This window comes from Bacillus sp. FSL W8-0629 (assembly GCF_038593225.1).
Classification (GTDB): Bacteria; Bacillota; Bacilli; order Bacillales; family Bacillaceae; genus Bacillus; species Bacillus altitudinis.
This window is the reverse complement of the sequence record NZ_CP151975.1, coordinates 1099545-1115292: the sequence shown is the minus strand read 5'-3', so window position 1 is coordinate 1115292 and position 15748 is coordinate 1099545. Positions and strand designations below refer to the sequence as shown.

Here is a 15748-nt window from a genome sequence, read left to right as displayed (position 1 = left end):
GAAATAAGGAGGAAACCAATGGGCCTATTACAAGACTTACAAAATCGCGTACTGATTGCTGATGGAGCAATGGGAACACTTTTATACTCTTATGGCATTGACCGCTGCTTTGAAGAATTAAATTTATCGAAAGATGATGAAGTCAAAAGAGTGCACGAGGCATATGTGCAAGCTGGAGCGGACATTATTCAAACGAACACATACGGTGCGAATTATATTAAACTATCCCGCTACGGTTTAGAAGAAGAAACAAAACGCATTAACACAAAAGCTGTACAAATCGCAAAAGCAGCCGCTGGCTCAGCTTATGTCCTCGGAACGATCGGCGGGATTCGAACATTTAACAAAAATGCCTACTCTTTAGACGAGATTAAACGGAGCTTTAGAGAACAGCTCTATATCCTTTTAAATGAAGAGCCTGATGGATTACTGCTTGAAACATATTACGATATTGAAGAAGCAAAAGCCGTTCTTGAGATTGCTCGCAAAGAAACTGCGCTTCCGATTGTCATGAACGTCTCCATGCATGAGCAAGGTGTATTACAGGACGGTACACCGCTAAAAGACGGTTTATCTGAATTATCCTCACTTGGCGCTGATGTCGTCGGCATTAACTGCCGATTAGGCCCTTATCATATGATTCAGGCACTTGAAGGCGTTCCACTTTTGCAAAATTCGCATTTATCTGTCTATCCAAACAGCAGTCTCCCCTCCCTTGAAGAAGGCAGACTCGTCTATGATACAGATAATGATTATTTCCGAAAAAGTGCACTTGAGTTTAGAAATCAGGGCGCACGAATCATTGGAGGCTGCTGCGGAACAACCCCTCAGCATATAAGCGCCATGGCTGAGGCGGTCAAAGATTTAGCACCTATCACCGAAAAAGAAGTGAAAGTATTAAAAGAAGAAATCATTTCCATCCAAGATCAACGGACAGAACCAGGTCTTGACGAGCTTGCTGTGAAAAAACGTTCGATTATCGTCGAGCTGGACCCGCCGAAGAAGCTGAACTTTGAAAAATTCCTCGTCGCAGCGAACGAATTAAAAAGTGCAGGCATTGATGCCCTCACACTGGCCGATAACTCTCTAGCTACCCCGCGTATTAGCAATGTGGCATGCGGCGCTTTATTAAAACAGCAGCTTGATATGCGTTCACTTGTCCATATCACATGTCGTGATCGCAATTTGATTGGACTCCAATCCCACTTAATGGGACTGGACACGCTTGGACTAACCGATATTTTAGCCATCACAGGCGATCCGTCTAAAATTGGAGACTTCCCAGGTGCGACATCTGTGTATGATTTAACCTCCTTTGATTTGATCCGTCTGATCAAACAATTTAACGAGGGACTATCTTTCTCTGGGAAGCCGCTCGGGAAAAAGACCAATTTTTCAGTGGCTGGCGCGTTTAATCCAAATGTCCGTCATATTGATAAAGCGGTCAAACGCCTCGAGAAGAAAATCGAATACGGTGCCGATTATTTTATTTCACAACCTGTTTACTCTGAAGAACAGCTTGTGAAGATTCATGAAGAAAGCCGACATTTGGATAAACCGATTTACATTGGTATTATGCCGCTAACAAGCAGCCGAAATGCTGAGTTTATTCATCATGAAATTCCCGGCATTAAATTGTCTGACTCGATTCGTGAGATTATGGCCAAGGCAGGCGAAGATAAAGAAAAGCAGCGGACAGAAGGGTTAGCGATTGCCCGTTCTTTATTAGATACAGCCTGCGAATTGTTTAATGGTATCTATTTAATTACCCCTTTCCTTCGATCAGATTTAACAGCAGAACTGACAACTTACATCCATCAGAAAGAAAAGGAGCCAAACATCCATGCCAACTATCACTGAACAGCTCAAAAAACGCATCCTCGTCCTTGACGGTGCAATGGGCACAATGATTCAAAACGCCGATCTCACAGCAGAGGATTTCGGCGGAGAAGAGTATGAGGGGTGTAACGAATATTTGAACGTCACAGCCCCTCATATTATCTCCACGATTCACCGGCAATATCTTGAAGCAAGTGCAGATTTAATCGAAACAAATACATTCGGCGCGACGAAGCTCGTTCTCGATGAATATGGACTTGGCCATCTCGCCTATGAATTGAACGTAAAAGCAGCTCAGCTGGCAAAGCGTGAAGCAGACCGTTTGTCGACACCAGACTGGCCCCGCTTTGTTGTAGGCGCAATGGGACCCACTACAAAAACATTATCCGTGACAGGCGGCACAACGTTTGAAGAGCTCGTTGCAAATTACGAAGAACAAGCCCGCGCCCTGATTGATGGGAAATGTGATGCTCTTCTTTTAGAAACGAGTCAAGACATGCTGAATGTCAAAGCTGGATTTAAAGGTATTCAAGAAGCCTTTCACGCAACCGGTATTGAGCTACCACTGATGGTGTCAGGGACGATTGAACCAATGGGCACCACCCTTGCCGGTCAAGATATTGAAGCCTTTTATATCTCACTTGAGCATATGAAACCAATCAGCGTCGGACTAAACTGTGCAACTGGTCCAGAATTTATGACAGACCATATCCGTACACTCTCCTCCATCTCAAAGTCGGCTGTCAGCTGCTATCCAAACGCTGGTCTCCCTGATGAAGAAGGGCAATATCACGAATCCCCTGCTTCGCTTGCTAAAAAAATTGCCGCTTTTGCAAAAGAAGGCTGGTTAAATATCGTCGGCGGCTGCTGCGGTACAACGCCTGCACATATTCAGGCATTGTCAGATGAAGTACGTTCGCTTCAGCCCCGCAGCATGACGCATGAGTCATCACCGCATACCGTATCAGGCATCGAGCCCCTCATTTATGAAGAAGCGATGCGCCCCCTCTTTGTTGGTGAGCGCACAAATGTCATTGGTTCACGCAAATTCAAACGGCTCATCGCAGAACAAAAGTTTGAAGAGGCGGCAGAAATTGCCCGTGCTCAAGTGAAAAATGGCGCTCACGTCATTGATGTGTGTCTAGCAGACCCTGATCGTGATGAGATAGCAGACATGGAAGGCTTTTTAAAAGAAGCCATGAAAAAAGTGAAAGCTCCTTTTGTCATTGATTCAACCGATAAACATGTCATCGAAAAAGCACTCATGTATTCTCAAGGAAAAGCCATTATCAATTCTATTAATTTAGAGGATGGAGAAGAGCGCTTTGAAGAGATTCTTCCGCTTGTCAAGCTATATGGCGGCGCACTTGTTGTTGGAACAATCGATGAAACAGGGATGGCCGTCACAGCAGATCGAAAACTTGAGATTGCCGTAAGATCCCATGACCTGCTCACGAAAAAATATGGAATCCCTGCGAGTGATATCATTTTTGACCCGCTTGTCTTTCCAGTAGGTACTGGAGACGAACAGTATATTGGTGCTGCTGAAGAGACGATTAAAGGCATTGAGCGAATCAAAGCAGCACTGCCTGAATGTCTCACCATTTTAGGCATTAGTAACGTGTCTTTCGGACTCCCGCCAGTTGGCAGAGAAATATTGAATGCCGTTTATTTGTATCACTGCGTAAAAGCAGGGCTTGATTATGCGATCGTGAATACTGAAAAGCTTGAACGCTTCGCTTCAATTCCAAAGGAAGAAATCAAGCTGGCTGAAACTTTACTTTATGAAACAAATGATCAAACCCTTGCTGAGTTCACCCAATTTTATCGAGGGAAAAAGAAAACAGAGAAGAAACCAAAGATCTCCTTATCACTTGATGAAAGGCTGGCACTCTATGTCGTCGAAGGGACGAAAGAAGGCCTGATTGATGACTTGGCCCTTGCTTTGGAGAAATTTGAATCACCTCTTCATGTCATCAATGGACCATTAATGCAGGGAATGTCAGAGGTTGGGCGCCTTTTTAATCAAAACGAATTGATTGTAGCTGAAGTCCTCCAATCCGCTGAGGTCATGAAAGCATCTGTTTCATACCTTGAGCAATTTATGGAGAAAAAGGACGCAAGCGGCAAAGGGAAGATTCTCCTCGCCACCGTCAAAGGCGATGTCCATGATATAGGGAAAAACCTGGTCGACATCATTTTGAGCAATAATGGCTTTCACGTCGTCGATCTCGGAATCAAAGTAACCCCACAAACATTGATTGAAGCGGTGCAAAAAGAAAAGCCAGATATGATTGGATTATCAGGTTTACTTGTCAAATCAGCACAGCAAATGGTCTTGACCGCTCAAGATTTACAAAAAGCAAACATCTCTGTTCCCATTTTGGTGGGCGGCGCGGCGCTTTCCCGGAAGTTTACGAAGATGAAAATTTCGCCTCAATATGATGGCCCCGTCCTTTACGCCAAAGATGCAATGGACGGCCTGTCTTTAGCGAATGAATTAAGAGCGAACCCTCTTCAATTTCAAACAAAACCCTTAGAGGATCAAGAAACACTCCATAAGGAAAAAGAAACAACGCAGCCAAAAGCTGTGATTGAATTACTAGAAAAACGCGCGACACTTCCGGAGGCAGCGATTTTCACGCCAGAAAATACGAAACGCCATTATGTACGGGATATTGATTTGCACCACATTATGCCCTATGTCAATGAGCAGATGCTGATCGGCCATCATCTCGGCTTAAAAGGAAAGGTCAAAAAGCTCTTGGCTGAACAGCATCCAAAAGCATTGGAGTTAAAACAACTGATCACAGATCTTCTTCAAGAAGGCAGAGAGAAAAACTGGTTTGCACCTGCATTCGTCTATCAATTCTTCCCTGCCAGTTCAAATGGGAATGACCTGCATATCTATGATCCAGAAGCGCCTGACCGCGTCATTGAGACATTCCAATTTCCAAGACAGGAAAAACTTCCGTACCGGTCTATTTCTGATTATGTGCGGAAAAGCGGAGAGAACGAGAAAGATTATATCGCCTTATTTGCAGTGACGGCTGGTGCCCGCATACGAGAGGTTGCGCAGCAATTTAAACAAGAGGGTGACTATTTAAAAATGCATGCGGTCCAAGCTTTAGCACTTGAGCTTGCAGAAGGATTGGCTGAACGAACGCACCAAGTAATTCGTGATAAATGGGGATTCCCAGACCCAGTCGATTTCACGATGGAGAAACGGTTCCAAGCCAAATATCAAGGTCAGCGCTATTCCTTTGGCTATCCAGCGTGCCCTAATCTAGAAGACCAAGAAAAACTATTCCACCTGCTGCAGCCAGAAAAAATCGGGATTCATCTCACAGAAGGGTTTATGATGGAGCCCGAAGCATCCGTTTCAGCCATTGTCGTTTCTCATCCTGAAGCTCGATATTTTAACGTTCACTAAAAAAACCTCCTGAATTGGAGGTTCTTTTTATAAATAAAAATGGAATAAATATGAAAAATTACGTTTATTTACCGATATTATAAATGAAAGTCATTTACTTAAAAGGAGATGTTTGTCATGTTCAAAAAGAAGATCGGGGTTTTATTGCTTACAGGCCTCTTTATCGCTAGCCCTCTTTTCCAATCACCTGCTCAAGCAAGTGAAACTTCTACGAAACAAACAACATATTATACAGAAGAATTGGAGCATCTGTATCCAGACAGTGATTATGCAAACAATGATACGATGGAAAAAGCTCAATTCTTACAGCACTCTCTTCATCTAAACAAGACCTATTTATATCACGAAGGTAGTATCTCTTCTATGAATGACATTGATTTTTACCGGTTCACCAGCTCTAAATTTGATGGAGCAGATGGCCGCTTTTCTATCAAACTCGTCAATGTGAAAGCTGGAAATGATTTCGATCTTTATCTTTACAATCAGAGCGGGTCACTCGTGTCTTCCTCTGTGCGGACAAACAACCAAAATGAAATCATCCATATGCCGAAAATTGCCGCAAGCACTGACTACTATTTAGCCGTCAAACCAAAGCAATTATTAAATGAAGAGGACAACATGTATCGTATTGTCTTTGATAAAAGTATTGAAAAAGGCACAACGAAACGATATGGATCACCTGCCACATTGAATAGTTTCAATGAAGCCGGATCTCCCAATTCTTCTTTTGATTTAAGCAGCTTGCCGCAGGATGCCGTTGTCACTGGCCTGTCATTAGAAGCTGAAAAAGGCAGTACAAATGCATATAATTATGTATTCACTGTCTCTTCCTTAAAAGGCGGAACAGTGAACGTACCTTGGAACGGTCAAAAAGTTGACATCTCTTCTTATAAAACAAGTCAAGTGCCAGCAAAAGACCGCTTTTTTGTTTCTTTTAATGCAACCGAGATTCCTCAATTGATCGGTGGACGGTTAATCAAAGTAGGCGTTGTCTCAATTAAAAACTTACAGCTCACCTTTGAATATGAATACAACCGTGACCTCAATTATTAAACTAGACAAAAGGAAAAGGGAGCACCGAAGCGCAGGACTGACACCAAATGCGAGGGTTTGTCTATACGCTGAAGGAAAAGGTATCCCCTTTTCCTTTTTCTTATGCGTTCTTATGGTACGATACATATAGAGAAATCAGCTAAGAAGGAGTTGCGTGTATTGGCAAACGTTATACAACGAACTTTAACCCTTGATGACATACCAGACCTTGTTGCATTGTCAAAAGAGGTCGACTGGCCTGATTACAATGCGGAAGAGCTCACATCTCTTTTAACAAATGGACATTTTACCGGTTTTACAACAACTGACGGACAAGTCATTTCATGCGCTGGACTTTTTCAGTATGACAGAGTGGCATCAATTGGGGCGGTCATTGTATCTGAGACACATCGAGGCCTCGGTCTTGCCCGTCAAATGATTGACACACTGCTTCGTCATAGTGATCCAAGTGTCCCTGTCGTTTTAACGGCTACTGTACAAGGACGCCCAGTTTATGAAAAAATCGGCTTTCAGACAGCCGGTTATATTCATACATACAAAGCACAAAAAACAAATCCTAGTGCCCTTCACCCGTCACATCAGATTCATCTTTTTCCCGCTGATCAAACGCACCTCCCGTCTATTGAAAGGCTGGATGAAAAAGGCGCAGGGACCAATCGATCAAACTTCTTAATAAAGCGAATGGAGCGAGCAGCATTTAAACTGATCGCAAAGGATGAACACCACGAAATCACCGGCTTCGCGTTTGGTGTGGAAACACCAGCTAATCTGATGATTGGCCCGCTTGCAGCAAACGATGAACAAACGGCGCTATCACTCATTCAATCACTTCTCACGTCTTATTCTGGCGCCTTTCGTTTAGATATGCAGGAAGAAACAGCTGAACGCCTGCATGCATCACTTGTAGAAGCAGGATTTACGAAAACAAACGTCGCACATTTTATGATGATTCGCGGGAACGAAAAGCAGAACGATCCGGCGCTTCTCTATTTCCTGGCCTCACAAGCATTTTCTTAAAAAATCAAAAAGCTGTAGACAGATGTTGTCTACAGCTTTTCTTTTTTATTTTTCGCCTACGGATGAGAGAACTTGAGCGATTGCATTTGTGACCTTGCCATGCTCTGATGCATGCGGCCGGTCATCTCCATCTCCATAGCCATAATCAATCATGCGATTACGGTTTAAGCAAAGCTTTGTCAGCTGAGGCTGGAATAGATCAAATAAAGCAAAACGATCTTTTAGCTGTGGAAATTGCTTTTGATACTGCTGAATTTCTTCTGCAAGCAAGCGCCAAAGCGTCGTTTCATCTAACAGATTGTGATTGTCTAACACGTTTGACACGTAACGAAGATTGCAAATAAACAGACCCGTAAAAATAAATTGTACAAGACCCTCAGGCGGCTCACTACGCAGCACTTCCTTTAGATCTTCTTCTAATGAAGCCAATTCAGGCAGCGGCTGATCACTAATGTTCACATCATCAACAAAATCTTTGATCGCCAAACGATGCGGCTTGTGATCTTTTAATACAAGAATTGTATTTTGTCCGTGCGGTGAAAACACCGTGCCATATTGATACATAAAGTGCAGAAGCGGCGGCATGACAACGTGGAAGAATGACGCCATCCATTCTTTTGCTGACAGACCCGATTTTTCAATGAGCTGCTTCAGATAAGGCTCGCCTTCATGATCTTCATACGTCAGTGCCGCCAACGTAACAGGGCTCTCCCCTTCATCTAAATACGTATAAATGCTTTCTCTAAAAATGACCCCAAGCATTTCAAGGTATTGATATGGCGCACCAGGTAGCTTGCTGTAATAAGGATGATCAACATTGATACTCGCATTCTCACCCGGTAAAATCACGCGGCATACATCGGATAAAAAGGCGTCTTGATCGGCGATTCCTTTAATATGTGCTGTAATACGAGGTGCAATCACCGTACGTTCTGATGGGAGCCCCCGGTACACTAGCGTATTTAAAATACTCATTGGCAGTTTAATATGATGCTTGCCTTTATTTGAGATGTTTGTAAAGGTTCTGATCGATTGCTGTGGAATATATTGATCCAGCCCTTCTCCTAAATACACAATACGGCGCATGGCTAAATCTTCAGGGAAATGCTGGATGATCATATGCGTCCACTGCCATTTATGAACAGGCATCATATAATAATCAGCCGCATTCAGCCCTTCATCCTTTAACACACGTTGGAATTGACGAATCGTGACTTCGTCTAATTCTTTGGCAATGATGTGCTCATAGTTCTCATGATCGACCGCATGGAAAGTCGCAAGTTCTCGGTGAACAGCAATCCAAGACAGCTGCACACATTCCTGCCTTTCAGGTGCATAGGCTAAGTAATCATCGTAGCTGAATCCAATACGCCCTTTGTTATAGACGATCCACGGATGACCAGTCATCTCGCCCTCAATCCATGCATAATCTGTATCTGTTAGCTCATCTGCACGAAGTGCTTTTTTCGACAGCAAATGAACATCCGCTAACAAGGTATGGTGAAGCTCTTTGATCAGATGACCAGTTGTTTCAGAAGACATTGGGATGATTGGCTGAATGTCTAGTAAAAACACAATGGCACTAACATCCTTTGTCCATGTTCCGTCTTGACAGCACTCGATCGATTCAGCAATCGTATCAAAACTATCAAACAAACGAGGTTTTGCGAGATAACGATATTTCTTCTGATCGTGAATGATTAATTCATATTGGGCGATGCCATCCTGATGATTTAGCTGAACGGGATGAAGCATATCCTCATACATATATTCGGACAGCATTTTTGCCACCATTCGCTGGTTTGCTTTTTTCCAAGCAGCAGGATTGACCGCTTTTTTCAATTCATCTTGTACACTCATCGGTTCATCCTCCTTACCCTTTGATTTCTTCAAATGTATTTGCGTGTTTATGTGTACCGAATGTCTGGAAAACATGCTTTTGATAAAGTGGATACACAGGTCGACGAGCCAGTTCATTGATAATGACACTGTTTCGGTACGCCCCTAGCCCTAAATCTGGTGCGCCTACTCCATGTGTATGAAGCTCTGCATTTTGTACAAAAATATCATTCTCACCTAATGTGTTTGTTTTCAATCGATATTCACGTTCAACCTGGAAGCGTCCTTGATGATCCCACTGAATATGATGGGAAATCGGATCAATAAATGGCGGTAATACAGATTGATAGCCCGTTGCCAAGACGACAATGTCTGTCTCATGCGTAAAGGAGTCCTCTTTGACCCATTGATTGCATGAAAGCGATAAGCCGTCCCTCGTTTCCTCAATCAAATTGACTTCCGTCATCGCCTGCAGCACGGTGTTCAGCTGCTCTCCGCAAGCAGAGCGTTCATAAAGCAAGTGATAAATATCTCGGATCATCGCTGAACTGATGCCTTTATACAGCAAATCTTGCTGCTTTAATAGCGCATCTTTTTTAGGCTGCGGAAGCTCATAAAAGAAATCAATATAGTCTGGAGAGAAATACTCAAGACCTAAATTTGAATATTCCATTGGGAAAAACCCTTTAGAGCGTGTAAACCAATGAATATCCTTCGCCTCATCGTCTGATAAAATGTCATAGAATACTTCTGCCGCACTTTGACCAGAACCGATGACCGTCACGGATTTTCCTTTAAAACAGCCTTCTTTCTTTCGTTTCAAGTAATCAGCAGAATGAAACACCCGATCCCCTAAAGCTGGCTGAAGAGATGCTGGTACCGCAGGCTGTGTACCGATACCTAAAACAAGATGCTTACTCTCAAACACCTCTACCGTTTGATCTTTCACATGACGGACATGCACTTCATATCGTTTTTCTCCAGCTTTTTCAACGATGGAGACAGATTCGACATTCATGCCAAATCGGCAAGAATCTAATTGATCCGCGACCCAGCGGCAATAATGGCTATATTCCTTGCGCGGGATATGGAAGTCTTCTAGAAAGTAAAATGAATACAAACGGTTTTGTTCCTGCAAATAGTTGAGAAAGCTATATTTGCTTTTCACATCCGCCATACTGACAAGATCCGCTAAAAAGGGGACTTGAAGTGTTGTCCCTTCAATGAGCATACCTGGATGCCAGTGGAACGCTTCACTTCTTTCAAAAAACAAAGCGTCAATTTCGTCTACTTCTTCAGATAATGCAGCAAGCCCTAGGTTAAATGGTCCAATGCCAATCCCAATGACATCCACTACATTATTTTGCTTGTTGAACCGCGTCATGGTTATACTTCCTTTCAAATCGATCTCGATGACAAAACATCAAAAGACCTGTTTTATCTGGTAAAGTGACTGGTTTCACACGTTCGAATCCACACTTTTCAAAGACATGAATCATTTTTTCGTTCCGAATATCTGGCTCAGCCACGATTTTTTCTGTTCGTTTGTTCTGCTCAAACTGAAATGCTGTCATGGCTTGAAGCAGCGGAGCCGCAAATCCTTTCCCTACATAATCTGGCTCTCCAATTAACAGGTGAATGCCTTGATCATGCGGAGAAGGCTCATAGTACGATTCAATGATATCCCCTTTCACATTGTATGCTTCAAAATAGCTCATCGGCGTGCCATCAATGGTTCCTAAATAAAGGGTTTGATGCGGATCATGAATGGCCTGATAAAAGTGCTTTTCAAAAGCAGGAAATGGAATATTCAAATGCCAAAATGGGTGGACATACTCTTCTTGCATCCACTTGTGGACAAGCTGGACGTCCCGTTCATATTCAGCGCGAATGAACCCAATTCGATGCCTCATCCAATCAGCGCCTCCTTATGTAAAAAGAGCGGATTCAATACAGACGTGTACCTGGATTGAGTTTCTAAAGAACCCGTCAGCTCATCCATATCTTCAAACCGCGTGAGTAAGTTCGCTTTTGAAGGCAGCTCCTGTGACCGAAGAAGACTGTTCGTCAGCTCAGATGCACCATATGTCTCTTCATGCGCAAGCAGTGTGTCTCTAATCAGGGCTAATAAATCTTCTTCTTTTGCAAGCCCCTCTGTACCAAAACCATTCACAAGACCAAACAAATGATTAAAGAAGAAATAGTAACGCAGTCTCTCAACCGCTACATCGTCTGCACAAATGGTTTCACTTCTTACGCTTAAGTTTTGAACAAGCTTCGCAAGCTGATCCTTTTTCGATTCGCTATAATAGTAGCCTTGGTTGTCACGATAATAGAATGTGTGCGGATATCCATTCTTTAGCTGTACGACAGCATTTTGCTGATGAGCTTCAAGGGCAAGTCCATACGTTTCAAACAGCCAAAGCATCGGCTTTAACGCAATCGATAAATATTGTGTGAACCAATCACGGCTGACATCTTCTGTTGATCTGCCTTCAGCGTCTGCTAATTCATGGATAATGCCTGAAAGCCTTGATTTTCCTCCGTATGCATGATCCTGACATAGCCCTGCAATTAAGCTTGCCCCTTTTTCATGATGCAAAAATGGATTTTGACGAATGACGACTTCAAAGCCAGATTCCGCCTCATCCCCTTGAATAGATAGATACGCAGGATCTTCAATCACACGGAATCCAGAGAATTTGTCATATAAAGAAACGCCTAATTCTGTTTTTAAGATACGAGACATCTCAACTCCACGATCAAGTTCCTTTTGTTTGTTAACACGTAAAGAGTTTGTGATCTTTACAGGGACAGAGAATTTAAGCATGTACGCAGAGTCTTTTTGATAGACCGTTCTAAAGGAAGATGTCGCTGTGTATTCAGATCCTAGCGGCCCTAAATACGTCAGCATCCCGTCCTCTATATAACGCTTGACGAACGCTTTCTCCATGACCACTTGGACTTGTAGCGGATGAATCGGAATCAGGACATATTCACCGCCTTCTGTTAACGTCGTCAGTCTCTCTTTTTCTTCTGGCATCTGGCGCATGATCTCCTCAAACATGAGACTTGCCGCAGATTGTGAAAGAGAAGAATCCTGAAGCACAATTGACGGATGTGCTTTAAAGTAATGAAGCTGGAAAGAGCCTTTCAGCTCAGGAGAATAAATAGCTTCCTCCTCTTCTGTCATTCCTTGTCTGCTTTTTGGTGTAGGATGCGTTAAATGCCCAAGAAGAAGTGACTGCTCCGCTTCAATATATTCAAAATCAGCTGAAGAAAGAGCCGCTCGATCACTTTCTCTCTCTCTGATGAATCGTTCAATATTCCGGCAGCTTAAAATGATGCGAAGCATAAACTCATCCTCTGCATCTGTGCGGCCATATTCAATGAGAAGTTCCTTTGAACATAAAGCAACAAGTGTGGTGTAATCGATGATCGTTCCCTGTTGCTCACTGCCTTGCGGGCGAAAGCGAACGGGAAAATCAAAGAGATGACGGCCTACAGGCGAAAAATATCGAATCGGAATGACAAGCTCAAGATCTTGTTTTGCTAATGCTGCTACAAATACAAGTGAGCCGTCTGCTTTTGTCTCTTTCTTTGCAGATCGATCAATTCCTGTTTCACGTAAAAAACAGTTTAAAAAGCTTTGCATAGTTGCATTTTCAGCCATTTGTTTATATTGACTCAACGTAGTACCCTCCCGGATTGAATATGAGCGATCCCGATATCAACAATGTCAGAAAGGATTTCCTCAATATGTGTAATAGTCGTTCTCGGATTTAACAAAGTGAATTTTAAGCAAGTTTGACCATCGGCTACTGTTTTTGCTACGACAGCCGTTCCTGTTTGGAAAAGTGTGCGATGAATGATTTTATTGATGTCCTCTGCTTGATGATCATCTATAAAACGAAACACGACTGCATTGATTTCTGGATCAGGATTGATCACCTCAAGATGCTCATTTTTCTCAATCAACGTAGCCACATCTTTCGCAAAATGGATGGTATGGTCAATGATACTTGCAAACCCTTCTTCTCCAATCATACGCAGAGAGAGAAGGAGTTTTAGCGCATCAAACCGGCGCGTCGTCTGAACAGATTTATTCACGAGATGCAGAATGCCTTCCAGTTCATCTTCCTTTGGATTGAGATAATCTGCGTGGTAATCAATCAAACCAAAATGTCTTTTATCCTTTAGTAAAAATGCCCCGCAGGAGATCGGCTGATAAAATTGCTTATGAAAGTCAATCGTGATCGAATCAGCCAACTCGATGCCATCTAATTTTCCTTGGAAGGTTTTGCTTAATACAAGCGCTCCTCCATAGGCAGCATCTGCATGAATCCACAAACCGAAAGGCTTCACCATGTCATATATGTCACGTACAGGATCAATACTGCCAAAATCAGTTGTCCCGCAAGTCGCAACGACTGCAAATGGAAGCAATTCCTGCTCTTTAAGCTCCATAAGCTTCTTCTGCAAATCATGCAGGTCCATTCGGTGATGTTCGTCTGTCTCAACTAACACAACAGCCTGTTCACCTAAACCTAGCTGAGATGCTGATTTTTTCACAGTGAAGTGGGCATTCTTGGAGCAAAGAATCCGCATACGGTTTGCCTCGCTCGGCAACCCTTTCTGCTGTACATTCCATTGCCAAGTGTTTTCACAAAATGCATCTCTTGCTAAAAGCAGTCCCATGTAGTTAGATTGGGTTCCACCGCTCGTAAAGGTCCCATCTGCTCGTTCTCCATAAGAAAACTTTTCACATAACCACTTGAGGATTTCCTCCTCAACCAAAGATGCAATGCCGCTTTGATCAAAGGAATCCATTGATTGGTTAAAGGAACTTACGATCACCTCTGCTGCCAGAGCAGGGATTAGAGGTGGGCAATGCAAATGTGCCAGGCATTTAGGATGTGACACATCAACTAAATGCGGTAAAAGGTGATTTTTTATATCTTGAAAAACAGACTCAATGGATTCACCAGCCGGTTGAATCTGGAATAACGATTCGACATGAGCCGCTAATTTCCCAGGCAATATTCCGCTATACGGTCCTCTGCTTGTTTGCCACTCTGCCAGTAAGCTGTCGATGGATGTGTAGAGAGCCGCTTGGAAGGACTCCCTCCCAAGCTGGCTTTGTTGAATAAATAATGAATCGACAGATGGTTTAGTTGACTGCATCGTAAACTGCCTCTTTAAAAATCGTGATGACTTTTTCAAGCTGTTCTTCTGTCATGATCAAAGGTGGTAAGAATCGAATCACACTTCCAAAACGGCCTCCTGTCTCCACAATTAAGCCTTTATCAAAACAATTCTTTTGAATGAGACTGGCTAGCTCTGGATTTGCTGGATAACTGCCGTCCACATCCTGTTTCTCATCTGGATTCACAACTTCAACACCAATCATTAATCCTCTTCCTCGCACATCACCGAGAGCAGGCACTTGTTTTTGAATGTCTTTTAGATTGGCCTGCATACGCTGACCAAGTGCTTCTACATGATCAAGCAGATTGGTTTCTTTTATAAATTTAAGCGTAGCAGTTCCAGCTGCCATCGCCATTTGATTTCCTCTAAACGTGCCAATGTGTGCACCTGGATTCCATTGATCTAAGTCTTTGTCATAAATCACAACGGATAGCGGAAGGCTTCCCCCAATTGCTTTTGATAACACGATGACATCTGGCACAATACCAGCATGTTCAAAGGCAAACATCTTACCAGTTCGGCCGATGCCTGACTGAACCTCGTCAATAATAAGTGGAATTCCTTTTTCTTTTGTGATTCGTCTCATTTCTTGTATCCATTCAATTGATGCCGGGATGGAGCCGCCCTCCCCTTGCACCGCTTCAAAGATCATGCCTGCTGGCGGGAGAATTCCACTCTCAGGGTCATTTAATACACGCTCAATATAAGAGCTTGAAATGCGATGTGAGTCTTTACCGCCAATTCCAAATGGGCAGCGGTATTCATATGGATAAGGCAGGAAGTGAACATCTGGCATTAATCCTTGTACTTTTTCCTTTGGCGATAAGTTGCCGCTTAATGACATCGTGCCATGTGTAGCACCATGATATGCTCCGTGGAATGATAGAATGGAACGATTTCCCGTCGCTGTCTTGACTAATTTAATTGCTGCTTCTATAGCATCACCACCAGTTGGTCCACAAAATTGAATTTTTGCTCTTTTTGCAAACTCTTCTGGCAAGTGAGAAAAAATCTCATTCACAAATTCTTCTTTAATCTCTGAAGTGATGTCCAGCGTATGCAACGGTCTTTTTTCATGAAGCATACGTTCAATAGCATCTATAACAACCGGGTGATTGTGACCAAGGGCAAGGGTTCCTGCACCTGCTAGGCAGTCATAAAATTCTCTACCATCTGCATCTGTCACGATCATACCTTCGGCTTTTTGCATGGCTAATGGGAACCGTCTCGGGTAAGACCTTGCATTAGATTCTCTTTGATTTTGTTGCTCTAAAAATTGCTGATTTTTAGAAACGGTTTTGATGGACATAATAAAACACTCCTCCAATTGATAAAGATTATCATTTTCATTTACTAGCC

Annotated in this window: 10 protein-coding genes; 4 read left to right on the top strand and 6 right to left on the bottom strand. The window is 43.0% G+C overall.

The window, feature by feature from the left end; genetic code table 11:
• The first annotated feature begins 18 nt into the window (after positions 1-18).
• The 4 genes from NSQ17_RS05590 to NSQ17_RS05575 all read left to right on the top strand — a co-directional run bounded on the left by NSQ17_RS05590 (position 19) and on the right by NSQ17_RS05575 (position 7342).
• A complete protein-coding gene (locus NSQ17_RS05590; protein WP_342467940.1) occupies positions 19-1860 on the top strand; it encodes a bifunctional homocysteine S-methyltransferase/methylenetetrahydrofolate reductase in 1842 nt (613 codons plus the stop codon).
• The gene (gene metH, locus NSQ17_RS05585; protein WP_243825112.1) at positions 1844-5272 is read left to right on the top strand and encodes a methionine synthase; all 3429 of its coding nucleotides are present in this window, start codon (positions 1844-1846) and stop codon (positions 5270-5272) included. The genes NSQ17_RS05590 and metH overlap by 17 nt, the downstream gene beginning before the upstream one ends.
• A gap of 117 nt (positions 5273-5389) precedes the next feature.
• A complete protein-coding gene (locus NSQ17_RS05580) occupies positions 5390-6325 on the top strand; it encodes an anti protein (protein ID WP_342467939.1) in 936 nt (311 codons plus the stop codon).
• A gap of 159 nt (positions 6326-6484) precedes the next feature.
• Positions 6485-7342, top strand: coding sequence for a GNAT family N-acetyltransferase (locus NSQ17_RS05575; RefSeq protein ID WP_144678932.1), 858 nt, complete (start codon positions 6485-6487; stop codon positions 7340-7342).
• A gap of 45 nt (positions 7343-7387) precedes the next feature.
• Here the strand turns inward: NSQ17_RS05575 and NSQ17_RS05570 are convergent, their stop codons facing one another.
• The 6 genes from NSQ17_RS05570 to NSQ17_RS05545 are packed head-to-tail and all read right to left on the bottom strand — an operon-like array spanning position 7388 to position 15698.
• Complete coding sequence (locus NSQ17_RS05570) at positions 7388-9202, bottom strand: IucA/IucC family siderophore biosynthesis protein (protein ID WP_342467938.1); 1815 nt, start codon at positions 9200-9202, stop codon at positions 7388-7390.
• Positions 9203-9215: 13 nt separating this feature from the next.
• Positions 9216-10565 carry a lysine N(6)-hydroxylase/L-ornithine N(5)-oxygenase family protein gene (locus tag NSQ17_RS05565; RefSeq protein ID WP_096881223.1) on the bottom strand — a complete coding sequence of 450 codons (1350 nt, stop codon included), beginning with the start codon at positions 10563-10565 and terminating at the stop codon, positions 9216-9218.
• Entirely contained in the window at positions 10540-11094 is a 555-nt protein-coding gene (locus NSQ17_RS05560) for a GNAT family N-acetyltransferase (protein ID WP_007499091.1), read from the bottom strand. Before NSQ17_RS05560 ends, NSQ17_RS05565 begins: the two co-directional genes overlap by 26 nt.
• On the bottom strand, positions 11091-12872 hold the full coding sequence (locus tag NSQ17_RS05555; RefSeq protein ID WP_342467937.1) for an IucA/IucC family protein: 1782 nt from the start codon (positions 12870-12872) through the stop codon (positions 11091-11093). The genes NSQ17_RS05560 and NSQ17_RS05555 overlap by 4 nt, the downstream gene beginning before the upstream one ends.
• On the bottom strand, positions 12869-14365 hold the full coding sequence (locus NSQ17_RS05550; RefSeq protein WP_160757896.1) for an aspartate aminotransferase family protein: 1497 nt from the start codon (positions 14363-14365) through the stop codon (positions 12869-12871). The genes NSQ17_RS05555 and NSQ17_RS05550 overlap by 4 nt, the downstream gene beginning before the upstream one ends.
• Positions 14352-15698, bottom strand: a complete 1347-nt coding sequence (locus NSQ17_RS05545; protein ID WP_342467936.1) for an aspartate aminotransferase family protein — start codon at positions 15696-15698, stop codon at positions 14352-14354. Before NSQ17_RS05545 ends, NSQ17_RS05550 begins: the two co-directional genes overlap by 14 nt.
• Between the last annotated feature and the right edge of the window lie 50 nt (positions 15699-15748).